The organism is Paraburkholderia nodosa DSM 21604 (assembly GCF_000519185.1).
GTDB lineage: Bacteria > Pseudomonadota > Gammaproteobacteria > Burkholderiales > Burkholderiaceae > Paraburkholderia > Paraburkholderia nodosa.
In genome coordinates this window covers 216,957-242,409 of the sequence record NZ_JAFA01000011.1, presented here as the reverse complement: position 1 = coordinate 242,409, position 25,453 = coordinate 216,957, and the positions used below count along the sequence as shown (strand labels likewise).

The 25,453-nt window shown below is 65.9% G+C and carries 22 protein-coding genes and 1 other RNA gene; 8 read left to right on the top strand and 15 right to left on the bottom strand.

Annotated elements, in window-relative coordinates:
* From A3CW_RS0118825 to A3CW_RS0118810, 4 genes are all read right to left on the bottom strand, one after another.
* On the bottom strand, window positions 1-361 hold a 361-nt coding region (locus A3CW_RS0118825), incomplete at its 3' end, for a thiolase family protein (RefSeq protein ID WP_028204953.1).
* Window positions 362-451: 90 nt separating this feature from the next.
* Window positions 452-2,449, bottom strand: coding sequence for a class I poly(R)-hydroxyalkanoic acid synthase (gene phaC, locus A3CW_RS0118820; RefSeq protein ID WP_407669754.1), 1,998 nt, complete (start codon window positions 2,447-2,449; stop codon window positions 452-454).
* A 411-nt stretch (window positions 2,450-2,860) separates the two neighbouring features.
* Window positions 2,861-3,730: a peptidoglycan editing factor PgeF gene (gene pgeF / locus A3CW_RS0118815; protein WP_028204951.1), complete on the bottom strand. Its 870-nt coding sequence runs from the start codon at window positions 3,728-3,730 to the stop codon at window positions 2,861-2,863.
* Complete coding sequence (locus A3CW_RS0118810) at window positions 3,727-4,992, bottom strand: RluA family pseudouridine synthase (RefSeq protein ID WP_028204950.1); 1,266 nt, start codon at window positions 4,990-4,992, stop codon at window positions 3,727-3,729. The genes pgeF and A3CW_RS0118810 overlap by 4 nt, the downstream gene beginning before the upstream one ends.
* A 98-nt stretch (window positions 4,993-5,090) precedes the next feature.
* On the opposite strand from A3CW_RS0118810, the gene A3CW_RS0118805 reads away from it, so the two are divergent.
* Entirely contained in the window at window positions 5,091-5,930 is an 840-nt protein-coding gene (locus tag A3CW_RS0118805; protein WP_035513241.1) for an outer membrane protein assembly factor BamD, read from the top strand.
* A 117-nt stretch (window positions 5,931-6,047) separates the two neighbouring features.
* Here A3CW_RS0118805 and rlmD read toward each other — a convergent pair whose 3' ends face one another.
* Complete coding sequence (gene rlmD / locus A3CW_RS0118800) at window positions 6,048-7,466, bottom strand: 23S rRNA (uracil(1939)-C(5))-methyltransferase RlmD (protein ID WP_051481561.1); 1,419 nt, start codon at window positions 7,464-7,466, stop codon at window positions 6,048-6,050.
* Between the two features lie 279 nt (window positions 7,467-7,745).
* Here rlmD and A3CW_RS0118795 point away from each other — a divergent pair, with 279 nt between their 5' ends.
* The gene (locus tag A3CW_RS0118795; RefSeq protein WP_028204947.1) at window positions 7,746-8,627 is read left to right on the top strand and encodes an endonuclease/exonuclease/phosphatase family protein; all 882 of its coding nucleotides are present in this window, start codon (window positions 7,746-7,748) and stop codon (window positions 8,625-8,627) included.
* Window positions 8,628-8,642: 15 nt separating this feature from the next.
* On the opposite strand, the gene A3CW_RS0118790 is transcribed toward A3CW_RS0118795, so the two are convergent.
* Genes A3CW_RS0118790 through surE form a run of 5 tightly spaced genes read right to left on the bottom strand, consistent with a single transcriptional unit; the run spans window position 8,643 to window position 13,319 of the window.
* A complete protein-coding gene (locus tag A3CW_RS0118790) occupies window positions 8,643-9,422 on the bottom strand; it encodes a 3'-5' exonuclease (protein ID WP_028204946.1) in 780 nt (259 codons plus the stop codon).
* 19 nt (window positions 9,423-9,441) lie between these two features.
* A complete protein-coding gene (rpoS, locus tag A3CW_RS0118785) occupies window positions 9,442-10,557 on the bottom strand; it encodes an RNA polymerase sigma factor RpoS (RefSeq protein WP_028204945.1) in 1,116 nt (371 codons plus the stop codon).
* A gap of 13 nt (window positions 10,558-10,570) precedes the next feature.
* Window positions 10,571-11,494, bottom strand: a complete 924-nt coding sequence (locus A3CW_RS0118780; protein WP_028204944.1) for a peptidoglycan DD-metalloendopeptidase family protein — start codon at window positions 11,492-11,494, stop codon at window positions 10,571-10,573.
* A 5-nt stretch (window positions 11,495-11,499) separates the two neighbouring features.
* Window positions 11,500-12,561 (bottom strand): protein-L-isoaspartate(D-aspartate) O-methyltransferase, encoded by a 1,062-nt coding sequence (locus tag A3CW_RS0118775; RefSeq protein ID WP_028204943.1) that lies wholly within the window; start codon window positions 12,559-12,561, stop codon window positions 11,500-11,502.
* Window positions 12,558-13,319, bottom strand: coding sequence for a 5'/3'-nucleotidase SurE (gene surE / locus A3CW_RS0118770; RefSeq protein ID WP_028204942.1), 762 nt, complete (start codon window positions 13,317-13,319; stop codon window positions 12,558-12,560). Before surE ends, A3CW_RS0118775 begins: the two co-directional genes overlap by 4 nt.
* 269 nt (window positions 13,320-13,588) lie before the next feature.
* Here surE and A3CW_RS0118765 point away from each other — a divergent pair, with 269 nt between their 5' ends.
* Window positions 13,589-14,560 (top strand): NADPH:quinone oxidoreductase family protein, encoded by a 972-nt coding sequence (locus A3CW_RS0118765; RefSeq protein ID WP_028204941.1) that lies wholly within the window; start codon window positions 13,589-13,591, stop codon window positions 14,558-14,560.
* An 86-nt stretch (window positions 14,561-14,646) separates the two neighbouring features.
* Here the strand turns inward: A3CW_RS0118765 and A3CW_RS0118760 are convergent, their stop codons facing one another.
* The 5 genes from A3CW_RS0118760 to ffs form a co-directional block, all read right to left on the bottom strand.
* Window positions 14,647-15,918, bottom strand: a complete 1,272-nt coding sequence (locus A3CW_RS0118760; protein WP_028204940.1) for a CaiB/BaiF CoA transferase family protein — start codon at window positions 15,916-15,918, stop codon at window positions 14,647-14,649.
* A gap of 70 nt (window positions 15,919-15,988) precedes the next feature.
* Entirely contained in the window at window positions 15,989-16,585 is a 597-nt protein-coding gene (recR, locus tag A3CW_RS0118755) for a recombination mediator RecR (RefSeq protein WP_028204939.1), read from the bottom strand.
* 213 nt (window positions 16,586-16,798) lie between these two features.
* Window positions 16,799-17,125 carry a YbaB/EbfC family nucleoid-associated protein gene (locus A3CW_RS0118750; protein ID WP_028204938.1) on the bottom strand — a complete coding sequence of 109 codons (327 nt, stop codon included), beginning with the start codon at window positions 17,123-17,125 and terminating at the stop codon, window positions 16,799-16,801.
* Between the two features lie 82 nt (window positions 17,126-17,207).
* Window positions 17,208-19,586 (bottom strand): DNA polymerase III subunit gamma/tau, encoded by a 2,379-nt coding sequence (dnaX, locus tag A3CW_RS0118745; protein ID WP_028204937.1) that lies wholly within the window; start codon window positions 19,584-19,586, stop codon window positions 17,208-17,210.
* 219 nt (window positions 19,587-19,805) lie between these two features.
* Window positions 19,806-19,904: signal recognition particle sRNA small type (ffs, locus tag A3CW_RS50590), an RNA gene on the bottom strand.
* Between the two features lie 455 nt (window positions 19,905-20,359).
* Here ffs and trxA point away from each other — a divergent pair.
* The 5 genes from trxA (at window position 20,360) to A3CW_RS0118715 (ending at window position 25,380) form a co-directional block, all read left to right on the top strand.
* Complete coding sequence (trxA, locus tag A3CW_RS0118740) at window positions 20,360-20,686, top strand: thioredoxin TrxA (RefSeq protein ID WP_027818380.1); 327 nt, start codon at window positions 20,360-20,362, stop codon at window positions 20,684-20,686.
* A gap of 301 nt (window positions 20,687-20,987) precedes the next feature.
* Window positions 20,988-22,250 (top strand): transcription termination factor Rho, encoded by a 1,263-nt coding sequence (gene rho / locus A3CW_RS0118735; protein WP_027818379.1) that lies wholly within the window; start codon window positions 20,988-20,990, stop codon window positions 22,248-22,250.
* 162 nt (window positions 22,251-22,412) lie between these two features.
* Window positions 22,413-22,955, top strand: a complete 543-nt coding sequence (locus A3CW_RS0118725) for a MerR family transcriptional regulator (RefSeq protein ID WP_028204936.1) — start codon at window positions 22,413-22,415, stop codon at window positions 22,953-22,955.
* Complete coding sequence (locus A3CW_RS0118720) at window positions 22,952-24,508, top strand: MFS transporter (protein WP_028204935.1); 1,557 nt, start codon at window positions 22,952-22,954, stop codon at window positions 24,506-24,508. The genes A3CW_RS0118725 and A3CW_RS0118720 overlap by 4 nt, the downstream gene beginning before the upstream one ends.
* A 35-nt stretch (window positions 24,509-24,543) precedes the next feature.
* Window positions 24,544-25,380, top strand: a complete 837-nt coding sequence (locus tag A3CW_RS0118715) for a M90 family metallopeptidase (RefSeq protein WP_028204934.1) — start codon at window positions 24,544-24,546, stop codon at window positions 25,378-25,380.
* Window positions 25,381-25,453: the final 73 nt, after the last annotated feature.

Here is a 25,453-nt window from a genome sequence, read left to right as displayed (position 1 = left end):
CGGCGCTCATGTTCTCCTGGCCGCCGGCCACGACGATGTCCGAATCGCCCGCGATGATCGCGTTGGCCGCGAGCATCACCGCCTTCAGGCCCGAGCCGCACACCTTGTTGATCGTCATGGCGGGAACGGCCGTGGGCAGGCCCGCCTTGATCGATGCCTGGCGCGCCACGTTCTGGCCCGAACCGGCCGTGAGCACCTGACCCATGATCACGTCGCTCACCTGCTCGGGCGTAACGCCCGCGCGCTCGAGCGCGGCCTTGATGACGATCGCGCCCAGGTCGGGCGCCGCCACCTTCGCGAGCGAACCGCCGAATTTGCCTACCGCCGTACGTGCGGCCGATACGATCACAATGTCAGTCATTTCCAGATCCTCCGGGCGGCTCGATGGCGCGCCATGCGCCCCGCCCGTCAAGTTGTTAATCCGAATTCCGCAGCAAGCGTTTCAATTGCCTCACTCGCGCTGCTGCACATAGCGCCCCGGCGCCGGCTCGATCTCGGGGAATTCCGCCGAGCCGGCTTGCGCACGCGGCTTCACCTTCTTGCCGCCGTACTGATCGAGCCATTCGGCCCAGGTCGGCCACCAGCTGCCGGGTTTTTCCTCGGCAGCAGCAAACCAGTCATCGGCCTCTTCCGGCAGATGCTTCGCGTCGGCCTCGATGCTCCAGAAGCTGCGCTTGTTCTTCGACGCCGGGTTGATCACGCCCGCGATATGGCCCGAAGCGCCAAGCACGAATTTCAGCGGCCCGGACAGCAACGGCACCGACGCATACGCCGTGCGCCAGGGCACGATGTGATCGTCGCGCGAGCCGTAGATGAAGGTCGGCACGTCGATGTGCGAAAGATCCACCTCCTCGCCGCACACCGTGAGCGCGCCCGGCTCACGCAGCTTGTTTTCCAGGTACGTATTGCGCAGGTACCACGCGTACATCGGCCCCGGCAGGCTCGTCGAGTCGCTGTTCCAGAACAGCAGGTCGAACGGCGCGGGCGTACGGCCCTTCAGATAATTGTCGACGACGTAGTTCCAGACCAGGTCGTTGGGCCGCAGGAACGAGAACGTGTTCGCGAACTCGACACCGCGCATGAGCCCCGGCGTGCCGCCGTTCTTGCCGCCGATGGTCTGCTCGCGCATCTGCACGTGGGCTTCGTCGACGAACACATCGAGCACGCCCGTGTCGCCGAAATCGAGCATCGCGGTGAGCAGCGTCATCGACGCGGCGGGATGTTCGCCGCGCGCCGCCGCGACGGACAGCGCCGTGGCAAGCAGCGTGCCGCCCACGCAAAAACCGAGCGTGTTGATCTGCTCGCGCTCGCTGATGCTGCGCGTCGTCTCGATGGCCGTGAGCACGCCCTCTTCGATGTAGTCGTCCCAGGAGCGGTCCGCGATCGACGCGTCGCCGTTATGCCACGAGACGAGGAACACCTGCTGCCCCTGCTCCAGCGCATAAGCGACGAGCGAGTTCTCGGGCTGCAGGTCGAGAATGTAGTACTTGTTGATGCACGGCGGCACGATCAGAAGCGGCCGCTCGCGCACGGTGGCCGTGCGCGGCTTGTACTGGATCAGCTGGAACAGCGCGTTCTCGAACACGACCGAACCTTCGGTGGTCGCGAGATTGCGGCCCACCACGAAGCGCGATTCGTCGGTCTGCGAGATCTTGCCGCGCGACATGTCGCCGAGCAGGTTCATCACGCCCTGGCGCAGGCTCTCGCCGTGGGTCTCGAGCAAGGCGCTCTGCGCGTCGGGATTGAGTGCGAGGAAGTTGCTGGGCGAGGCCGCCGCGGTCCACTGCTGCACGGCGAAGCGAATGCGCTCGCGCGTTTTCGCATCGGTATCGATCGCGTCGACGAGTTCATGCAGGTAGCGCGCGTTGAGCAGATACCACGCCGCCGTGAACGCATACGCGGGCGTGGCCTTCCAGGCGTCGGAGCTGAAGCGCCGGTCCTTGAGTTCGGGCGCCTTGGGCGTGGTGTCGGTGGCCTGACGCAGCAAGTCGAGCGCGTCGCGCGAATATTCCGCTTGCAGATGCTGCAGCCGCGTGGGTTCGATCAACGCCGTGGGAAGCTTGAAACCTTCGAACGGGTTCGCGCCACCGAATGGATTGGCTGCACCGAAAGGACTGCCGGCAGCGAACGGATTGCCCGCGGCGAAGGGATTGCCGGCTGCAAACGGATTGGACGCAGCGAAAGGATTGCCCGCGGCAAAGGGATTGCCCGGAACACCGTTGCCCGCCGGCGGCCACCAGTTGGCCGCGAGCCCCGCGAAGGGCGCTTGCTGCGCCGCGCCGCCCGTTTGCTGCGCAGCATTCAGGGCGCTCTTCCAGGCGTTCGTCCACGCGTCGAGATACTGCTGCATGCCGGCTGCGTCGGGAGCAAAAGGCGGATTGCCGCGCGTTGCACCATCAGTTGAGGCGCCCGTGCCCGGGGCAGTCTTGGAACGTTGAGATGCCGTCATGCCTGCTTTTGACCGATGTGTCCCGAAGGACTGGTTGAGAGGCAGGTGGTACGCATACGGGCGCCGTTGCGGCGCTCGTCACGACCTGTCCCGTGGGTGAAGGACATTCTTGCTCCCCATTGCAAAGCGTGTCAATGCTTGTGCCCGATTTTGCCGCGCTGCGATATTTTTTTAATTATCGTTTTCCCGATGTAATCAATTGTTTAACTGCCGCGACACATTGCTGTGCGGTCTAGCGCACAAAAATCCGCCGTGGCGGCAAGCGCTTGCAGTGCAATGCGGCAATCGGGGAGCTAATGCGCCGTGAGTGGCGCACAGTGCGTTGCGGGAATAGCTGCAGCGCAACAAAAAAACGTCTGGCTCGCCACGCGCCGCCGCGCTGCATCACGGCGGCGGCTCGTCGCGGCAGCGTCAGGGGTTGAGCCAGATCAGCGCGGCCATGCGGCCGGTGACGCGATCGCGCCGGTACGAGTAGAAGCGCTCGCGCAGCGTGACCGTGCACAGGTCGCCGCCGCTCACGTGGCGCACGCCGAGCGTATCGAGCCGCAGCCGCGCCAGTGCGGCGAGATCGGCGAGGTATTTGCCGCTCGCCTCGGGGCGCGCCACGAAGGCCGCCGCGGTGGCGGCCCGGTGGGCATCGCGTCGTGCCGCGTCGACCTGCTCAACATGGGTCATGAACGCGTCGCGCACGTCGGCGCCGACCTCGAAGGCCGTGGGCCCGATCGCGGGGCCGAGGTACGCATGCAGGTCGGCCGTCCCACAGCCCGCGAGCGCCGCGACGCGCTCGGCCGTGCGCTCGATGACGCCCGCGGCCAGCCCGCGCCAGCCCGCGTGCGCGGCGCCCACGGCGCGGCCCTCGCCGTCGCACAGCAAGACGGGCATGCAGTCGGCCACCATCACCGTGCAGGCGATGCCGGGCTCGGCGGTCACGCTCGCATCGGCTTCGAGCGGAGCGCCCGCGCGTGCAGCGGCGAGCGCCTGCGCGGCGTCGACCACGACGGGACCGTGGATCTGCTTGAGCCACGCGGCCGGCACGCCCGCATGCGTGAAGAGCCGTGCGCGGTTCGCCTCGACGTGCGCGAGATCGTCGCCGGAGCCGCGGCCAAGATTCAAGCCGCCGGGGAGATCGACGCCCTCACCGCCCTGCGCCGCCTGCCAGCGCCCGAATGGCGGCTCGCTCACGCCGCCGTCGCGCGTCGTCACCAGCGCGCGCACGCGCGGCGAAACCTGCCAGTCGGGATGCAGCAAATCGTCGGATGTCAGTTCCGGGCAGGTCGTCATGCGTGCTTGTCCTCGTCTTGCTCGTCGTCTTCGTCGTCTTCGTCGTCTTCGTCGTCTTCGTAATCTTCCTCGTCGCTGCCGATCACGTAGCCTTCGTCGGTGTAGGCGCTGTCGAACATGTCTTCATCGAAGCCCACTTCGTCCTCGTCTTCCTTGCCGCCGAAGCCGAGCGCCTCGATCAACGCGTCCAGGTCGTCGGGCACTTCGGCGCGCCATTGCATCGCGCGGCCCGTGACCGGATGAACGAGGCCGAGGCGCCACGCGTGCAGCGCCTGGCGCGCGAAGCCATTGGGCAGCGCCGCGACCGAACGCTTGCCGCGCGCGTGGCCGTATACCGGATCGCCCAGCAATGGATGGCCGATGTGCGCGCAGTGCACGCGAATCTGGTGTGTGCGCCCCGTTTCCAGGTCGCAATGAATGGCGCTCACGGGCTGGTTGTGCCAGAGCACCTTGTCGATGCGCCGGAAGTGTGTGCGCGCGGGCTTGCCCGAAGCGCCCTTCACCACCGCCATACGCGTGCGCTCGCGCGAGTCGCGGCCGATGGGCGCGTCGATGGTGCCTTCGTCGGCCATGTTGCCCCACACGAGCGCGAGATAGCGGCGCTTGACCGTGCGCGCCTGCAACTGGCGCACGAGGTCGGTCTGCGCCTGGAGCGTGCGTGCGACGACCATCAGCCCGGACGTTTCCTTGTCGAGCCGGTGGACGATCCCTGCGCGCGGCAGACCCGCCGCCGCTGCGCCATAGCGATGCAGGAGGCCGTTGAGGAGCGTGCCGCTCCAGTTGCCCGCGGCCGGATGCACGACGAGCCCGGCGGGCTTGTTGATGACGACGATGGCGTCGTCCTCGTAGACGATGTCGAGCGGCACCGGCTCGGGCGTGAACGAGAGCTGCTCGGGCAGGAGGTCCGGCACGAGCTCGATGGTCGCGCCGAGCGGCACCGGCTGGCGCACCTTGGCCGGCTTGCCGTCCACGCGCACACGCTGCTCCTCGATCCAGCCCTGCAAGCGGTTGCGTGAAAATTCCGGAAATACTTTCGCGAGAACCTTGTCGAGACGCTCGCCTGCGAGCTCATCGGGCACCTGAACCGAGCGCGGTGCTTCGCCGCCGCGCTCGCGCGGGGCGCCGCCGGCGTCCTCGCCTGCAAGTTCGTCGTCGAGCGCCTCACTGGCGGCTGCGTCATCGGGCGCATCGCCCAGGCTATAATCTCTGATGCTGTTTTGGGCGCCGGGAGCGCCGGCCCCCGGAATAACTGTACGGGTCATTGAGTCTGGGTCACCTGTGGACCTGAAGCTGGACTGGATAAATGCGAGCCTTGAACACGATTACGAAACTGGCCCAACACGCGGTGGCCCGAAACGCAATGCGCGCGACGCGAGCCAACACGCTCGGCAAGATTGGCAACATCATTCGACTTGCTGCTTGCGGCGCGGCGCTCGCCGTGGTCGCGGCCTGCCACGGCCTGCCGGAAAAGACCGACGAAACGGCGGCATGGAACAACAACAAATTATATACGGAGGCTCAGGACGCGCTCGCCGGCGGCGACTGGGGCAAGTGCGCGAAATATTTTGAAGCACTCCAGGGCCGCGACCCGTTTGGCCATTTCGCCCAGCAGGCGCAGATCAACGTGGCCTACTGCAACTGGAAGGACAACGAGAACGACGCCGCCGACCAGGCGATCAACCGCTTCATCCAGCTGCACCCGGATCACCCGGACGTTGCCTACGCGTACTACCTCAAGGGCATGATCCACTTCAACGACGACCTGGGTCTGTTCGGCCGCTTCTCGGGCCAGGACATGAGCGAGCGCGACCCGAAGTCGCTGCGCGAGTCGTATGACGCCTTCAAGGTGGTGGTCGACAAGTATCCGCAGAGCAAGTACGCCCCGGACGCCGCCCAGCGCATGCGCTACATCGTGAACGCGCTCGCCTCGCACGAAGTGCACGCCGCCGACTACTACTATCGCCGCGGCGCCTATGTGGCGGCCATCAACCGCGCGCAACTCGCGATTCAGGACTACAAGAGCGCGCCGGCAATCGAAGACGCGCTGCACATCATGATCCTGTCGTACCAGAAGCTCGATCAGCCGCAGCTTGCCGAAGACACGCGCCGCGTGCTCGCCGGCACCTTCCCGGACAGCCCGTACATCACCGGTCACGCGCGCCCCGGCAAGGAAGACAAGTCCTGGTGGCAGATCTGGTGATCGCCGCGCCTCTCGCCTGAGAGGCACGCTGCAAAGCAAAACGCCACGGTTTCCCGTGGCGTTTTTTTTGGCTTCAGCAGCGTAGGCTTCGCGCCAGCACTGCTGCTGCGGGTTTCTTCAATCGCGCTCGAACAGCGCAATCGATTCCACGTGCGACGTGTGCGGGAACATGTTGACCACGCCCGCGCCCTTTAGGCGGTAGCCGGCCTCGTTGACGAGCACCCCCGCATCGCGCGCCAGCGTCCCGGGACTGCACGACACATAGACAATGCGCCTGGGCAGCGGGCCATTGCCGCTCTGCGCGATTTCCGCGAGCGCCTGGGAAATGGCGAACGCGCCTTCGCGCGGCGGGTCGACGAGGAACTTGTCGAAGTGGCCGAGCGCGCGAATGTCGTCGGCGGTGACTTCGAACAGGTTGCGGCACGCAAACGAGGTGTGGCCGTCCACGCCGTTGGCGCGCGCATTTTCCAGCGCGCGGGCCGTCAGCGTATCGCTGCCTTCGATCCCCACCACTTCGCGCGCGAGACGCGCGAGCGGCAGCGTGAAGTTGCCGATGCCGCAGAACAGATCGAGCACGCGGTCGCCCGCCTCCGGCGCGAGCAGGCGCAGCGCGCGGCCCACCAGCACGCGGTTGATCTGGTGATTGACCTGGGTGAAGTCCGTCGGCTTGAACGGCATGCGAATGCCGTATTCGGGCAGCGTGTAGTCCAGTTCCTTGTCGAGCGGATAGAACGGAAACACCGTGTCCGGGCCTTTCGGCTGCAGCCAGAACTGGACGTTGTGCTCGTCCGCGAACGCGCGCAGCAAGTCTTCGTCGGCGGCCGTGAGCGGCTCGAGAATGCGCAGCACGAGCGCCGTCACGCTCGAACCCACGGCGAGTTCGATCTGCGGCATGCGATCGCGAATCGACAGCGCGGCCACCAGATGGCGCAGCGGCACGAGCATCGCCGAGACGTTCGGCGGCAGCACTTCGCAGCTCGTCATGTCGGCCACGTAGCTGCTCTTCTTCTCGTGGAAGCCGACCAGCACACCGCCCTTCTTCGGCACATTGCGCACCGTGAGGCGCGCACGATAGCGGTAGCCCCACGACGGCCCGTGAATCGGCCGGAACATCGTCTCCGAACGCACCTTCGAGAGGTGCATGAGGTTGTCTTCGAGCACGCGCTGCTTGACGGCGATCTGCGCACGCACGTCGAGGTGCTGCATCGAGCAGCCGCCGCAGGTGCCGAAGAACGCGCATTGCGGCTTCGTGCGGATCGCGCTCTCGCGCAGCACGTCGACCACCTGCGCCTGTTCGAACGTGGGCTTCTTGCGGTAGCTGAGGTAGGTCACGCGCTCGCCCGGCAACGCGCCCTCGACGAAGATCACCTTGCCGGGCTCGCCCGTCTCGGTCACGGTGCGGCCAACGCCGCGGGCCTCCATGTCGAGCGACTCGATCTCGAGAATGGGGGCATGAGCGACCGAAGCTTCGACGGCGGCGCGCTTCTCGGCGCGGCGATCGCGCTTGCTGCGCTTTTTCGGGGGCGTGGACGGCATGGGCGCGGCCTGGGCAGGCTCGGCTTGAGGGTCGGGGGCAGCTTGAGACACCAGCGGATTCCTGACTGACGATGAGTGAATTGTGGGCGAAGGCGAGATTGTAGTCGAAGTCTGCGCCCGCGCTCCGTCGCTGGAATTTTCGTACGGGTCCGATCATGCGCGCTGCGCCTCGTCTGCGCCGCTGCTTTCGCATTTGTCATACAACACGCCACGAGAAACCAGGCTAGGGTTTAAACGTGCTTGCGGGAACCGCCGCCGCACCTTGCGAGGAGCGTGCCGATGAAACTGGTGAGCTGGAATGTGCAGTGGGGGCGCGACGCTTCTGGCGTCGTCGATCTCGCGCGCACGGTGCGCGAGGCGCAGCGCCTCGCCGACTTCGACGTGCTATGCCTGCAGGAGATCACGCGCGGCTTCCGCGCGCTGCCGGGTGGTCCCGGCGACGATCAGTTCGCCGAACTGCACTCGCTGCTGCCCGGCTACACGATCATCGAGGCAATCGGGGCCGACTTGCCTGCGCCGCGCGACGCGCAAGCCTCCAGTCAAGACACGGCGCAGATGCCGCGCCGCCAGTTCGGCAACGCGCTCGCCACGCGCTTGCCGCTCGCGCAGGTTTTTCGCCACGCCCTGCCGTGGCCCGCCGATTCCACCGCACCCTCGATGCAACGCGTGGCGCTCGAAGCCGTGCTCGACGCGCCGGGCGGCGCGCTGCGCGTGGTGGTCACGCATCTGGAGTTCTATTCGCTGCGCCAGCGGCTCGCGCAAGTGGACGAATTGCGGCGCCTGCAGCAGGAAGCCGCCGATCACGCGGCGCATCCCGCGCCCGCCGAAAACGATGTCGGCCCGTTCGCCCGCACCGCGCGCCCGCTATCCGCGATCGTCTGCGGCGACTTCAACAGCGCGTGGGGCAGCGAGGCGTACACACGCATGCTTGAACCGCTCGCGGGCAGCCCCGCCTTCATCGACGCGTGGACCGCGCTGCATGCGGGCGCGACACCACCGCCGACGGCCGGCGTCTACGACACGAAGCAATGGTCGGATGGCCCGCTCGCGTGCGACTTCGTCTTTGTCACGGAGGATTTGCGCCCACGCTTGCAAAGCTGCGAGATAGACGGCGCGACCCAGGCTTCCGATCATCAGCCGATCGTGCTCGAACTGGGCTGAGAGATTTCGCCGTGCCTAGCTAGCGAACGCCTTGAGATACTCGCCCCAATGCGGTGCGGTTTCCGCGGCGAGCGACTGCTTCACGAACTCGATCTCATCCGCATATTCGCGCTCTGTGAAACCGCCGCGCATCATCTGAAACCGGCAATAAAGCAGATACGTGTTGACCACGTCGGTTTCGCAGTAGTTGCGGATCTCCTCGATGCGGCCTTCCTGAAACGCGGTCCACACCTGGCCGCCATCCATGCCGAGCTTGCCCGGAAAACCGCAGAGCTTCGCGAGCGCGTCGAGCGGCGCGTTCGCGCGCGGCTGGTACATCGCGAGAACATCCATCAGGTCGGTGTGACGCGTGTGGTAGCGGCTAAGGTAGTTGTTCCACTTGAACTCGCGGTCCTCTTCGCCCGTTTCCCAGTAGCGCACCGCGCGAATGCCGTGCACGAGCGCCCGATAGTGCAGCACCGGCAAATCGAAGCCGCCGCCGTTCCACGAAACGAGCTGCGGCGAATACTTCTCGATCGTGCGGTAGAACGAATCGATCAGGCGCGCCTCGCCGTCTTCGGGCGTGCCGAGCGAGCGTACGCGAAAGCCCTGGCCGTCGCGAAACACGCACGAGATCGCGGCGACGCGCTGCAGGTGATGCGGCAGGAAATCGCTGCCGGTCTTCTCGCGGCGCGCGGCGAAGGCGTGCTCGGCGACTTCGGTGTCGGTGAGCGTGGCGGGCAGATCGTCGAGACGGCGAATGCCGTCGACATCGGGAATCGTCTCGATGTCGAATACGAGTACAGGAACTGTCATTCAGATGGACTGCGAGGGTTTAGAGAACGGCGTCCTTGCGCACGCCGTTCGAAGCGAAAAAGCGCTTGAGGCGCACCAGCGCTTCCTGCTGGATCTGCCGCACGCGCTCGCGGGTGAGGCCCATTTCGTCGGCCAGCTCTTCGAGCGTGGCGGGCTCGATATGGTTCAGCCCGAAGCGCCGTTCGATGACGTGGCGATGCTTATCGGATAAACGGCCAAGCCACGCGCGTGTAAGCGTTTCCAGCTCGCGATGCTGCACTTCGGCGTCGGGCGACTGGCTCTGGTCGTCAGAGAGCAGGTCGAGCAGGCTGCTGGCCGGGTCGAGGTCGAGCGGCGCGTCGAGCGAGGCCGTGTGTTCGTTGAGCGCGAGAATGTCGGTGACTTCCTCGGTGGTCTTGCCGGTGAGATACGCGATGTCGTCGATGCTCGCGTCGCGGCGCTCGGAGGCCGAATCGGCGTTGAGCGAATTCTTCTCCAGATGTCGCTTCGCGCGCAGCACCTGGTTGAGCTCGCGGATCACGTGCACCGGCAAACGCACGGTGCGCGCCTGGTTCATGATCGCGCGCTCGATGCTCTGGCGGATCCACCAGGTCGCATACGTCGAGAAACGGAAGCCGCGCGTGGGATCGAACTTCTCGATCGCGTGCATGAGGCCGAGGTTGCCCTCCTCGATCAGGTCGAGCAGCGGCACACCGCGATTGAGGTAACCCTTGGCAATGCTGACGACGAGGCGCAGATTGCGTTCGATCATGACCTGACGCGCTTCGAACTCGCCGGCCTTGGCGAGCCGCGAGTAGCGCTGCTCCTCCTCGACGGTGAGGAGCGGCTTCACGCTGATCCGGTTCAGATAATGCTGGATGGTGTCGGCCGTGAGTTCGGCCTGCAGCATGGCGCGGAAATCGTCGGCGTCGGGCGCGGCATCGGCGGTTTCGGCGCCCTCGCCCGAGCCGCCTTCGTCGGCCGGGGAATCGCGCTCTTCACGCTCCTCACGCTCCTCGCGCTCCTCAAAATCGCGACCGCCGTCGACGTCGGGCGAAGCGTCGTCGTCGGCCGCCTGCGCGCCTTCCTCCACCGAAACCTGGGCGGCTTGGCTGTCAGACTCGGATTGCTGCAGACGGCGCTTCGATTTCGGCATGGTCGGCTCGCTTTTATTGCGGCGGCAAGTACTTCAGTGGGTCGACGGGCTTACCCTGACGGCGTACTTCGAAATGCAGCATCACCCGGTCCGAGTCGGTATTGCCCATTTCGGCGATCTTCTGACCTTTGGTGACCGCATCCCCTTCTTTTACCATCAAAGTCCGGTTGTGTGCATACGCGGTCAAAAACGTCGCGTCATGCTTGATGATAATGAGATTGCCGTAACCGCGCAGCCCATTTCCGGCATAAACCACGCGTCCATCGCCGGCTGCCTTGACAGGATCGCCCGGCGCACCACCAATATTGATGCCCTTGTTCTTCGTATCGTCGAAGCCGTTGAGCACCGGCCCACGCACCGGCCACGCGAGCGCGATGTTGCCGCCCGGCGCCGCGGCCATGTCGCCGCCGCTTGCACCCGGCTGCGGCGGCACGGCGGCCGTCGGCGGCGCTGCGTTCGCACCCGAACCGTAGATCGGCGGCTGTGCCGGCGTCCCCGCTGCCGGAGCGCCCGGCGCGGCACCCACACCCGGCACCGGCGCGGTCACGACACCGGGCGTGTACGCCGACGGATTCGCACCCGGCGGCACGACGCGCAACAACTGGTCCACCTCAATCTGGTTCGGATTGGTGAGGTTGTTCCACGTCGCGATGTCGCGATAATTCTGGCCGTTTTCGAGCGCAATCCTATAGACAGTGTCGCCCGGCTTCACCCGGTAATATCCCGGAGGCGGCGGCCCGAGCGGCACCGGAGGTTGTGCGGCCGCCGTGCCGAGCGGCGCGGTGCGGTCCACCACAGGTGCCTGATCGAGTCGCGTGGCGCATGCCGCTAGAAGACAGAGCGCGGCGACCGCGGCGCCGCGCTGGGCTGCGATCAGCGTGGCTTCGGGCAGGTCGACATTCAGGCGGTTTCTTTTGATCGCGCGCAACATACTCATCGGATTCAGATCACTCCAGATTTTAAGGGGACAAAGAAAACGCGATCCAGGCGTGACTCCCGCCACTGCGCCGGCCCCGTACGCTCGACGAGCGTGAGGACCTGCGTCGCTTCGCCGGCGGCACTCTGTGTGCCGGACACCGCGACCGGCGCCACGAGCCGCCCGCCGATGGCGAGTTGCTCGAGCAGCGCCTGCGGCACGTCGAAGCCCGCAGCGGCGATCACGATCGCGTCGAACGGCGCCGCCGACGGCAAACCGAGCCGTCCGTCGCCGTAGTGCAAGCGGATATTCGGGATACGCAGCGGACGAAGATTCGTCTTCGCACGCTCGTATAACGGCTTGATGCGTTCAATGGAATACACGTCGCGCGCGATCTGGCTCAACACCGCTGCCTGATAGCCGCAGCCGGTGCCGATTTCCAGCACGCGCTCCAGCACGCGGCCCGCGCCCGCGAGCTCGAGCATGCGCGCGACCACGGAAGGCTTCGAGATGGTCTGGTGATGACCGATCGGCAACGCCGCATCTTCGTAGGCCTGGGTAGCGAGACCCGGGTCGATGAACATGTGGCGCGGCACGGCCGCGAGCGCCTGGAGCACGCGCGCATCGGCGATGCCGTTCGCACGCAGGCGTTCGACCATGCGTTCGCGTACGCGTTCCGAAGTCAGCGCATGCGCGCCGTTGAGCGCAACGGCGGGCGCGCCCGTGACGGCCACCGCGGCGCGCGGCACACTCACGCCGCCCGGCATGGCGCCGCGCGTCGCGGCCGCGTTGCCGGCAGGATGCGCAGGCTTGATCGAACTCGCCGGCTTCGCGCTCACCGGCTTCGCATTGACCGGCTTCGCAGGCGGCGCCTTGAACGGCGTGCTCGCGGTGGACTTCGCAACGGCCGGATTACCCACCTTCGCGACGGGCTTCGCGAGCGCGCCGACGCCCGCTTTCGACGGGCCGCTGTTGCCCGCGCCCGCGAGCGACGTGCGTGCATCGCCCGGGCGCGCGTCGCGCCGGCGCGGCTCGCGTACGAGATCCGCAAGCCCGAGCGGAAAACGCTTCGTGCGCTCGCCCGTCATGAAGCGCTGCCGCCCTTGCGCGCCCAGTCGTGCGTCGCGGACAACATTTGCGTATGGGTGAGATCGAGTTGCAGCGGCGTGATCGACACATGGCCGTTCGCTACCGCGTGGAAGTCCGTGCCCTCGCTCGCGTCGCGTGCGCTGCCCGACGGCCCGATCCAGTAGATCGGCTCGCCGCGCGGGTTGGTCTGGCGGATCACGGGCTGCGAAGGATGACGCTTGCCGAGGCGTGTGACGCGCCAGTCACCAAGCTCGTCGTACGGCAGGTTGGGGATGTTGACGTTCAGCAGCGGATGACCCGGCAACGGGTTCGCGAGGTAATGCGCAACGATCTCGGCCGCGACGCGCGCGGCGGAATCGAGATGCACCCAGTCTTTATCGACGAGCGAAAACGCAATGGCCGGCAGGCCGAACATGATGCCTTCGGTGGCTGCGGCCACCGTGCCCGAGTACAGCGTGTCCTCGCCCATGTTCTGGCCGTTGTTGATGCCGGAGACCACGAGGTCGGGCTGCTGGTCGAGCATGCCCGTGAGCGCGATGTGCACCGAGTCGGTGGGCGTGCCGTTCACGTAATAGAAGCCGGTGCTCGCCGATCGCAACACCGACAGCGGGCGCCACAGCGTAAGCGAGTTCGATGCGGCGCTGCAGTTCTGCTCGGGCGCCATGACCGTGACTTCGCCGAGCGGCTTGAGCGCTTCATAAAGCGCCGCAAGGCCGGGGGCGAGATAACCGTCGTCGTTGCTGAGTAGTATTCGCATCGAGCGATTGTAACCGAGGAAAGAAGGCACGCGAACGACAGCCCGGCCCTTGCGGCAGTGCGTGTCTGCCGCTGGGCTGCACGTCGAAATCACGCGCCGGTCCGGGGCGTATTCGCATCCACGGCACGGCTCGAAAGGCACTTGTCATCGACGCGAAATAAATCGCACGATCGTTCGCATTACGGCGGATTGCCGTACACTGTCCCGCTGTAGCGAATGCATGACCGACGCCACTGCAAGCCACCGAACCGGAAAAGACAGGAGACACGATGCGCGCAATCCGCTGCAACCAGTACGGGCCGCCCGACTCGCTCACGCTCGAAGACTCGCCCGACCTCGTGCCGGGCCCGGGTCAGGTCGTGATCGACGTGAAGGCAGCGGCCGTCAACTTTCCCGACGTGCTCATCATCGAGAACAAGTATCAGATGAAGCCGCCGCTGCCCTTCACGCCTGGCGCCGAACTCGCGGGCGTCGTGCGCGCGGCGGGAGAAGGCGTGAAGCTCGAGCCCGGTACGCGCGTGGTGGCGTATGTGGGCACTGGCGCCTTCGCCGAGCAGGCGCTTGCGGACGCGTCGGCCTGCGTGGCACTGCCCGAGGCCGCCGATTTCGCGACGGCCGCCGCCTTCACGCTCGCGTATGGCACGTCGCATCACGCCGTCGTCGATCGCGCCGCGCTGCGCGCAGGCGAAACGATGCTCGTGCTCGGCGCGGCGGGCGGCGTGGGTCTCGCGGCTGTCGAAATCGGCAAGCTGCTCGGCGCGCGCGTGATCGCGGCCGCCTCGAGCGAGGAGAAGCTCGAAGTCTGCCGCCGCTTCGGTGCGGACGCCACCATCAACTACAGCACCGAGGACTTGCGCGAGCGCATCAAGGCGCTCACCGACGGCAAAGGCCCCGACGTGATCTACGACCCGGTGGGCGGCGAGTATGCGGAACCGGCGTTCCGCAGCATCGGCTGGCGCGGCCGCTATCTCGTGGTCGGCTTCGCGAACGGCGAGATTCCCAGGCTGCCGCTCAATCTCGCGCTGCTCAAGGGCGCGAGCCTCGTCGGCGTGTTCTGGGGCGATTTCGCGCGTCGCGAGCCGCAGCACAACGCGGCAGCGTTCGCGCAAATGGTGGGCTGGATCGGCGAAGGCAAACTCAAGCCGTACGTCTCGAAGCGCTACAAGCTCGCGGACACCGCGCAGGCGCTCAAGGACATGGCCTCGCGCAAGGTGACGGGCAAGATCGTGATCGAGCCCTGAACGTTTCCTGTCACGCAGGACGACGCAAAACGAAAACGGCTCGCCGGTGAACATCCGGCGAGCCGTTTTGCATGATGCGCACCGCCTTAGACTATGTGTTGCTCGCGCAACCGTGCAATGTGGTCCCCGTCATAGCCCAGCGTCTTCAGGACTTCATCGGTATGTTCGCCCAGCGCAGGGCCAAGCCAGCGCGTGTCGCCGGGCGTCGCCGAGAGCTTGGGCGTGACCGCGGGCAGCGCGATGTCCACGCCCTCGCCTTCCTTCGCATCCGGCGCTTGCCAGCGGAACTGCTGGATCATCTGGCGCGCCGCGAACTGCGGATCGGCGAACATGTCGGCCACGCTGTAGATGCGGCCCACCGGCACGTCGGCGGCGTTGAGCACGTCGAGCGCTTCGTTGATGGTGCGCGTGGAGAGCCACGCCGCGATTGCGCCGTCGATCTCCGCCGTGCGCGGCACGCGGCCATCGTTGTGGGCGAGTTGCGGATCGTTCGCAAGGTCCGTGCGGTCGATGGCCATCATCAGGCGCTTGAAGATCGGATCGCTGTTGCCGCCGATCACGATGCTGCCGTCCCGGCACGGATACGTATTCGACGGCACGATGCCCGGCAGCGACGCGCCGGTGCGCTCGCGCACCATGCCGTACACGCCGTACTCGGGCACCACGCTCTCCATCATGTTGAACACGGCCTCATAGAGCGCGACATCGACGATCTGGCCGCTGCCGCCATTCATGTTGCGATGATGAAGCGCCATCATCGCGCCGATCACGCCATGCAGCGCGGCAATCGAGTCGCCGATCGAAATGCCGATGCGCGGCGGCGGCAGATCGGGATAGCCGGTAATGTGGCGCAGGCCGCCCATCGATTCGGCGATCGCGCCGAAACCCGGACGATCGCGATACGGGCCGGTCTGGCCGTAGCCCGAGAGCCGCACCATCACGAGGCCGGGATTCTCCTTCGAGAGCACGTCGTAGCCGAGGCCGAGCTTTTCGAGCAGGCCTGGCCGAAAATTCTCGATGACGATGTCGGCTTCCTTCGCGAGCCGCCGCACGATCTCCTTGCCCTCTTCGGCTTTGAGATTCACCGTGACGGACTTCTTGTTGCGCGCCTGCACGGCCCACCAGAGCGACGTGCCGCCCGCTTCCGGGTAGAGCTTGCGCCATTTGCGCAGCGGATCGCCGCCCTTGGGGTCTTCGATCTTGATGACCTCGGCGCCGAATTCGCCGAGAAAGCGGGCCGCGAACGGGCCGGCGATCAGCGTGCCGAGTTCGAGGACTTTGACGCCCGCGAGCGGGCCCGTGCCTTTCGCTGCGGATGCATTCGATTGGGAATCGGGGGAAGCGGCGGCTGCGCTCATGGTGTCTCCTTTCGTTCTGTTCGGCGAGCGGCGCCATCTCGGAACGCCGCGATCGAAGCCTGGCGGGACGCTACATTGAGCGCCGGTCGAGCATGGCGCGCGCGATGGTGCCCGCGTCGACATATTCGAGTTCGCCGCCCACCGGCACGCCGCGTGCTAGGCGCGTGACGGCAAGTCCGCGCGCCTTGAGCGTCTGGCCGAGATAATGGGCCGTCGCCTCGCCCTCGTTCGTGAAATTGGTGGCGAGCACCACTTCCTTGACGACGCCGTCCGACGCGCGCTTCACGAGCCGGTCGAAATGGATCTCTTTCGGACCGATCCCGTCGAGCGGACTCAGATGCCCCATCAGCACGAAATACAAGCCGCGGTACGTCATGGTCTGTTCGAGCATGATCTGGTCGGCCGGCGTTTCGACGACGCACAGCAGCGTAGGGTCACGCTCCTCGTCGAGGCACGTTTCGCACACCTGAGCTTCGGTGAAGGTATTGCACTTCTCGCAGTGCTTCAGATTCCCGGTCGCGAACAGGAGCGCGTTGCCGAGCTTTTCGGCGCCGTCGCGGTCGTGCTGCATCAGGTGATAGGCCATGCGTTGCGCCGACTTCGGCCCGACACCTGGCAACACGCGCAGCGCCTCGACGAGAGCGGCGAGAGCGGAAGGTTGTTTCATGCGGATTCAGCGCGAGACGCGCGACGGAGTTTGAAGCGGAACCGGCTTCGGGGTGCTTCCTGCTGCTTGATGCTGCTTGCTGCTTTCGACGCCATGACGCCCGCGCAGCCGTGCCAGCCGTGCCAGCCGTGCCAGCCGTGCCAGCCGTGGCACGGCACGCGGCACGCGCGGGCGCCGGCCTGCCAGAAGCAGACGCGGCGCTCGCCACGTTCCTTAGAACGGCATCTTGAAGCCCGGCGGCAGCGGCAGGCCGGCGGTCATGCCGCCCATCTTTTCCTGCGACGTGGCTTCGGCCTTGCGCACCGCGTCGTTGAACGCCGCGGCCACGAGGTCTTCGAGCATGTCCTTGTCGTCCGCGAGCAGGCTCGGATCGATCGACACGCGGCGCACGTCGTTGCGGCAGGTCATCGTGACCTTGACGAGACCGGCGCCGGCCTGACCCTCGACTTCGATCTGGGCAAGCTGCTCCTGCATCTTCTTCATGTTTTCCTGCATCTGCTGGGCTTGCTTCATGAGCCCTGCGAGTTGGCCTTTCAACATAGTCACTGCTCCTTCTGGATCGTAGTCGTTCGAATCGATGCGCTCAAAAGCGCGCGACGCTTGCCGCGCCGCGCGGCGCAATTCAGTGGGCGGCCTGAGCGCCGCCCGATGCGGCTTCCGGCGCGACCGGCCGGATCGAGCCCGGCACGATGCTCGCGCCGAAGTCGCGAATCAGTTGCTGCACGAAGGGGTCGGCGCCGATCTCGCGCTCGGCTTCGCGTTGACGCTGGGCGCGCACGGCGGCGTCGAGCGCGGCCGCCGTGCGGCGCGCGGGGCCGACTTCCACGCTCACTTCAACGGTTTTGCCAAGACGCTCGGCGAGCGCCGTCTTGAGCTTCGCCACCTGCGAGGCTTCGGCGTACTGCGGCACGGGCACGCTCAATTTGAGCAGCGTACCTTCGAGCGCCGTCAGCTCGCTGTTGAATGCGAGCTGGTACGAGATGCCCTTGAGCGAAAGCGTGGCGGCGAGCGCGGGCCAGTCGCCCTCGAAACCGATCGGATCGAGCGCAATGCCCGGCGGCAGCTTGCTCACGTCGACCACGGCCGGCGACGGCGTCGGCACCGAAGCGGCGGCGCGCGGTGCGGACCGCTCGCTGTCGTAGGCGGCCACGAAGCCGTCGTCGGGGGGCGCGAAGTATGCATCATCGGCGCCGAGCGGCACGTAGTCGTCGGGCGGGATATCGTCCCACGGCGGCGCGCCCGAGGCGTCCTGCTGCGCGTTTGCGTTGCGCGCCGGCTGGCGCGCCTGCGCTTCCTGCGCGGCGGCGGCGCGGCGAGCCGGATCGGGCGTCGGCACCTTCACTTCCATGCGCGGTGCGGCCTTCGGCGCGGGCGCAGGAGCGGCCACGCCGGCAGCGGCAGCCGGACCTCGGCCCGTGGCAGCGCGTATGCCCTTGCTGCGCAGCACGTCGAGCGCAGCGCTTGCGCCACCCCGTGCGGACGCCGCAGCGGCGGGTTCCTCACGAGATTCGAATTGGGGTGTGGGCGCGGCGGCCACGCTCTGCACAGATTGCGTCTCTTCTGGCGCAGCAGGAGCGGCCGCCGCCGGCTCGACCGGGGCCACAGGCGCAGCTTGCGGCGCTGTGCCCAGGTTCGGCGCGGGCTCGCCCGCGTCTTCCCAGGGCGGGACGACGCGCGCTTCGGCTGCAGGCGTCGCGAGCGGCGCAGGCGCACTCGCTTGCGGCTCGGTAACGGGCAACTTCGCCGGTGCGGCTTCTATCGGCTGCGGCACCGGCGCTGCCGGCTTCGGCACGACCGGCTGCGCAACGGCAGGCGACGCACTGCGCGCCGACGCCGCTACCGGAGCCGCCGCACGCGTGCCCATGCCCGCCGCAGCGGGCTTCGACGCCGGCGCACTGCCCACGCTGCCCGCGCTCACGGAGGGCTCGAACGCGAGCATGCGCAGCAGCGTCATCGTGAAGCCGGCGTATTCGTCGGGCGCCAGGCCGAGTTCGCTGCGGCCGAGGGTCGCGATCTGATAGAAAAGCTGGACCTGCTCCGGGCTCACGGCTTCTGCAAAACGGCGAATGTCGTCGGCTTCGGGCCACTCGTCGAGCACCGAAGCAGGCGCGAACTGCGCCCAGCCCATGCGATGGAACAGACTCGCGAGGTCCTGCAGCGCCGTGGAAAACGACAGGCTGCGCAGCGCCATTTCATCGGCGATGGCGAGCACGCTCGCGCCGTCGCCGGCCACGAGCGCGTCGATCAGGCGGATCAAATAGCTTTGATCGAGCGCGCCGAGCATGCCGCGCACCGCTTCCTCGGTGACCTGGTTGGCCGAATAAGCAATGGCCTGGTCGGTGAGCGAAAGCGCGTCGCGCATCGAGCCGTCGGCGGCGCGCGCGAGCAGGCGCAGCGCCTGCGCTTCGAACTCGACCTTCTCCTCACCGAGAATATGCGTGAGATGCTCGACGATGTTGCCCGCCGGCATCTGCTTCAAATTGAACTGCAGGCAGCGCGAGAGCACCGTGACCGGAATCTTCTGCGGGTCCGTCGTCGCGAGGATGAACTTCACATGCGGCGGCGGCTCTTCCAGCGTCTTCAGCATCGCGTTGAAGGCGTGGTTCGTGAGCATGTGCACTTCGTCGATCATGTAGACCTTGAAGCGCGCATCGACCGGCGCGTAGACCGCACGCTCGAGCAGCGCGGCCATTTCGTCCACGCCGCGATTGCTCGCCGCATCCATCTCGACGTAATCGACGAAGCGCCCTTCGTCGATTTCCCGGCACGCGCGGCACACGCCGCAGGGCTTCGACGTCACGCCAGTCTCACAGTTGAGCGCCTTGGCGAAGATACGCGACAGCGTCGTCTTGCCCACGCCGCGCGTGCCTGTGAAGAGGTACGCGTGATGCAGGCGGCCGCCGTCGAGTGCATGCGTGAGCGCGCGCACCACGTGCTCCTGTCCGACGAGCGAAGCGAAATCCTTCGGTCGCCACTTGCGTGCGAGAACTTGATAGGTCATCGGGAAATTGTATCAGCAACGCCCGCGCGTCCAGATGAATCGAAAGGCGGCCAATGCCCGGTTCGCGGCCGCCGCGCAATGGCGCGAGCCGGCGATTACAGACGACGAAAACAGTGGCGATGCAGGCGTGGCAAATACGACGAACGAAGAGCCGCGTCGCGCAATCAATGGCGCGGCGTCAAACTCGTATCTGGGGGGAAGCGGAAGAAAAAAGAGGAAGGTGACGAGCCTGACCCTCGGCACTGGCGGAAAACGGCTGTGGCTGCTTCGTTCCCGACCTGACCAGGTTGACCGCCCCTCCATGCGAGGAGGCCCGTCACGGCGCATTCTAACATCGGTCGCGCGCCAATGCGACTGCTGCGGTGCGAAAAAACGCGCCGAGCCGCTCCAGACATCGTTGCGCGGCATGGGTAGCCACCCTCTTGCAATGCCCCGCGCCGCCTCCAGATAGCGTGCAGGAGCACAAGGTATCGCACGAAAAGGCCCCGCGAAATTGCCCGTGCCACGGCCCGTATGTCCCGCCGAATGTGGTCTGCAAGACGGAAACCCTGCTTGCGGCATGAGTACTATCACCGTCGGCAACGCATAGGGATTTAGGCTACACTGGCGTCGGCAATCGGCTGGGCCACGCGGTTTGCGTGCGAATGGCGTGTGATTCGGACGTATGACTCGGGTTCGGTCTGGCCGCCAAGGCGGCCCCGGATGAATTTTCAGTTTTGGTGTATCGTGGCGAGCAATTTACTCAGCCTCGAATCGAAAGAGGTATTCATACAATGAGCGAACAAATCAAGCATATCAGCGACGCATCGTTCGAACAGGACGTCGTGAAATCCGACAAGCCCGTGCTGCTGGACTTCTGGGCGGAGTGGTGTGGTCCGTGCAAGATGATCGCGCCGATTCTCGATGAAGTCGCGAAAGATTATGGCGACCGCCTTCAGGTCGCGAAGATCAACGTCGACGAGCACCAGTCGACGCCGGTAAAGTTCGGCGTGCGCGGCATCCCCACGCTGATCCTCTTCAAGAACGGCGCCGTGGCGGCGCAGAAGGTCGGCGCGCTGTCGAAGTCGCAGCTCACCGCGTTCCTGGACAGCCACCTGTAACGTCCTCGCTGGCCGCCCCTCCCCGCCCGGGCGCATCGCCCGGCCAGCAAGGGATGAGCCATGCAAAGGTGCGTGTTGTCACGCGACAACACGCACCATAAAACACGCCGAAACTTGCAGTCGGTCGTCACCGACGGTTTCTGGCGTGTGCTATGCTAGAATTCATAAAGCGTCTACCGGCGCCCTTATAAAAGTTTCAAGCAAGCTTGAAGCAAAGTTTCAACCAAAAGTCCTTGAGCGGTTCCGCTCGCTTCTTTTCCCCCATCCTTTTCGTCGCACTCCTCCCCGACGGGTTCTCCGTATGCATCTTTCCGAGCTCAAGTCTCTGCACGTGTCCGAATTGATCGAGATGGCCAATGGCCTCGAGATCGAAAATGCGAACCGCCTGCGCAAGCAGGAACTCATGTTCGCGATCCTCAAAAAGCGCGCCAAGACGGGCGAAACGATCTTCGGTGACGGCACGCTCGAAGTGCTCCCCGACGGCTTCGGCTTCCTGCGCTCGCCAGAAACCTCGTATCTCGCCAGCACGGACGATATCTATATCAGCCCGTCGCAGATCCGCCGCTTCAACCTGCACACCGGCGACACGATCGAAGGTGAAGTGCGCACGCCGAAGGACGGCGAACGCTACTTCGCGCTCGTGAAGGTGGACAAGGTCAACGGCCAGCCGCCGGAGGCCTCGAAGCACAAGATCATGTTCGAGAACCTCACGCCGCTGCACCCGAACAAGGTGCTGCTGCTCGAGCGCGAAATGCGCGGTGAGGAGAACGTGACGGGCCGCATCATCGACATGATCGCGCCCATCGGCAAGGGTCAGCGCGGCCTGCTGGTCGCTTCGCCCAAGTCCGGCAAGACCGTGATGCTCCAGCACATCGCGCACGCCATCAAGCAGAACCACCCCGACGTGGTCCTGTTCGTGCTGCTGATCGACGAGCGCCCTGAAGAAGTGACCGAAATGCAGCGTTCGGTGGCAGGCGAAGTGATCGCCTCGACCTTCGACGAACCGGCTGCGCGTCACGTGCAGGTCGCCGAAATGGTGATCGAGAAGGCCAAGCGACTCGTCGAAATGAAGCACGACGTCGTGATTCTGCTCGACTCGATCACGCGTCTCGCGCGCGCCTACAACACCGTTGTGCCCGCATCGGGCAAGGTGCTCACGGGCGGTGTGGACGCCAACGCGCTGCAACGTCCGAAGCGCTTCTTCGGCGCCGCACGCAATATCGAAGAAGGCGGCTCGCTCACCATCATCGGCACGGCGCTGATCGAAACCGGCAGCCGCATGGACGACGTGATCTACGAAGAGTTCAAGGGCACCGGCAACATGGAAGTGCACCTCGAGCGCCGTCTCGCGGAAAAGCGCGTCTACCCGTCGATCAACCTGAACAAGTCGGGCACGCGCCGCGAAGAGCTGCTGATCAAGCCGGACATCCTCCAGAAGATCTGGGTGCTGCGCAAGTTCATCCACGACATGGACGAAGTCGAAGCGATGGAATTCCTGCTCGACAAGATTCGCCAGACGAAGAACAACTCCGAGTTCTTCGACATGATGCGCCGCGGCGGCTAAAGCCCTCGCCCGCTCGAATCACCGCAAAACGCCCGCGACTTCGCGGGCGTTTTTCTTTTCCGGCAGCGGATCGTTGCGCGCCACAACCTGTACGTGAACGTTCACGTCGAACTATAATGCGCCGCATGCCTTGATCGCCCGACGGCGAAAAAAGAGTTCCCTATGCCCAAGGATTCCCCGGCGCTGCTCACGGTGCGCGACGCCGCCGAGCGCCTGAATGTCACGCCGCGCACGCTCAAGTATTACGAAGAGCGTGGGCTCGTCAGCCCCTCCCGCAGCGAAGGCCGCTACCGGCTCTACGACGAGCACGACCTCGAGCAGTTTTCGCGCATCCTGCGACTGCGCGCGCTCGGCTTCTCGCTGCACGGCATCACCGAAATGCTCAAGCGGCCGCTCGAGCAGGTCGGCGAAGGCCGCCGGCGCTATTCGCAGGAGTCGCTCCAGCAGATCGCCGACGCGCTCGCGCAGCAGATCGAGACGCTCGACACGCGCATCGCGGCCGTGCGCCGCGAGTTGAAGGAAGCGCAGACGGTGCGCGCGGAGCTTGCCGACGACCTCGACTACCTGCAGCGGCGCCTCGCGGGAGAACCGTCCGATCAGCTGATCGAGCAGCGCCTCGCCGCCACGCGGCGCCGCAAGGCGGGCATGGCGGGCAAGCCGGCAGAGCCTGCGGGCAAGGCACGCGAGGACGACGAATCGGCATGAGCACGGCCCAGCCCCGCGAGCCGATCTTCAGCGCGGCGCGCCTGCGCGGCGATTTTTTCCCGTGGGTGCTCGCCCTCGCGACCGGGCTCGACTACTACGACAACGCAATCTTCTCGTTCTTCACGAGCCATATCGCGGGCGGCATCAACGCGTCGCCCGACGAACTCGTCTGGTCGTCGAGCGCCTACGCCGTGTGCGCCGTTCTGGGCATCCTGCAGCAGCAATGGTGGGTGGAGCGCATGGGCTACCGCCGCTACGTGGGTAGCGGCCTGCTGCTCTATGCCGTCGGCGCGATCGCGGCGGCACTGTGCGAATCGTCGATCGAGCTTGCGTTCGCGCGCGGCTTCCAGGGCTACTTCATCGGCCCGATGATGGGCACCTGCCGCATCCTCATCCAGATCAGCTTCACGCCGCAGCAGCGTCCGGTCGCGACGCGCGCGTTCCTCATTCTCATCGTGCTCTCCAGCGCGCTGGCGCCGCTCGTGGGCGGCCAGCTCGTCGCGCATTTCGACTGGCGCGCCCTGTTCGCGTTTTCCGCGCCCGCGGGCGTCCTCTATGCCGTGCTGGCCCTGCTCGCACTGCCCGATACGGGCCACTTGCTGCCCGAGGAGCGCGGCGAAGCACACTTCTGGCCGTACATCATCTTCGCGTTTGCGCAGGGCGCGCTGCAAATCGCCATGCAGCAGGTGCGCTTCGAACTGTTCAGCGCGTCGCCGGGAATCATTCTGCTCACGCTCGTCGGGATCACGGCGCTCGCCTGGTTCGGCTGGCACCAGTGGCATCATCCCAAGCCGCTCATGCGCCTGCACGCGCTGCGCGAGAAGCCGTTCCAGGTGGGCCTGCTGCTCTACATGGTCTATTACTACCTGAGCACGGCGCTCAGCTACCTGGTCTCGCGGCTGCTCGAAGGCGGTTTCAACTACCCCGTCGAAAACGCCGGCCGCCTCACCGGCATCACGTCGCTCATCTCGGCAGGCGCGCTCTTTTTCTATTTCCGCTACGCGAAGCTCATTACGCACAAGAAGTGGATCATCGTGCCCGGCTTCGTGCTCTCGGCGTTCATCTCGTTCTGGATGACACGGCTCACGCCGCAGGCAAGCGAAGCCTGGCTCATCCCGCCGCTGCTGCTGCGTGGCCTGCTGCTGCTCTTCATCGTGCTGCCCGTCGCCAATCTCACGTTCCGCATCTTCGCGATCGAAGAATTCACGCACGGTTACCGCTTGAAAAACATCGTCCGGCAGTTGACGATATCGTTCGCCACGGCCACGGTTATCATCGTCGAGCAGCACCGGCTCGCGCTGCACCAGACGCGGCTCGCCGAGTTCGTGAATCCGTTCAACCCGGCGTTCCAGAGCACCTACGCCGCGCTGACGCATTCGTTCAAGCTGATGGGCCGGTCCGCGAGCGAAGCGCACGGACTCGCCCTCGCGCAGGTGAGCCGCATGGTCGCGCAGCAGGCGAGCTTTCTGAGTTCGCTCGACGGGTTTTACTTCCTGATCGGCGTGGCGGTGTGCGGCGGGATCTTCGCCGCGTGGCAAAAGCAGATCGACTGAACCCCATCCAGACGCACGGGAAACCGCACCCAGCGATGCTTTCGAAACTCTCTCACTGGTTCGACGCGCGCCGCCGCGACAAGGCGCTGCGCACCTACGCGATCGACGACGCGCTTTGGCTGGCCACGCTCGCGGGCTTGCCCTTTCTCAAGCATCTCGACGCCGCCGACCTCGTGCGCCTGCGCGAGCTGACGAGCCTTTTCATCGCGCAAAAGGAGTTCTCCACGGCGCACGATCTCGAGCTGACCGCCCCGATGACCGTGGCGATCGCCGCGCAGGCGTCGTTGCCGGTGCTCAACCTTTCGCTCGACCTCTACAAGGGCTGGGTAGGCGTGGTCGTGTATCCGGGCGAATTCGTGATCCGCAAGACCGTCGAGGACGAGGACGGCGTGGTCCACGAGGTGGAGCACGATGCGAGCGGCGAGGCGTGGGAAGGCGGCCCCGTGATCCTCTCGTGGGAAGACGCGCAGATGACCGATGGCAGCGACGCGTACAACGTCGTAATCCACGAGTTCGCGCACAAGATCGATATGCTCAACGGCGAGGCCGACGGGCATCCGCCCCTCTTTCGGCGCTGGCACGCCCCGCTCGACGCGCAGGCCTGGGCCGACGTGTTCGACAACGCCTACGACCAGTTCTGCGACAAGGTAGACGCCGTGCCGGAGCGCCGCTGGGCGCGCTTCGAGCGCGACTCGCTGATCGATCCCTATGCCACCGACCACCCCTCGGAGTTCTTCGCGGTGTGCAGCGAGGCGCTTTTCGTCAAGCCGAAGGCGTTCGAGGCGGAATATCCCGAGCTTTACCGACTGCTCGCGCGCTATTACCGCCAGGACCCGGCGCGCGTGGGCGCACTGGCCGGCCAGCCGGCCTGAAAACCTGCCGCGCGGGAGCCTCAAAAATTCGCCAACCGGCTGATTATCTGGCATAATCGCGGTTTTTCGACCC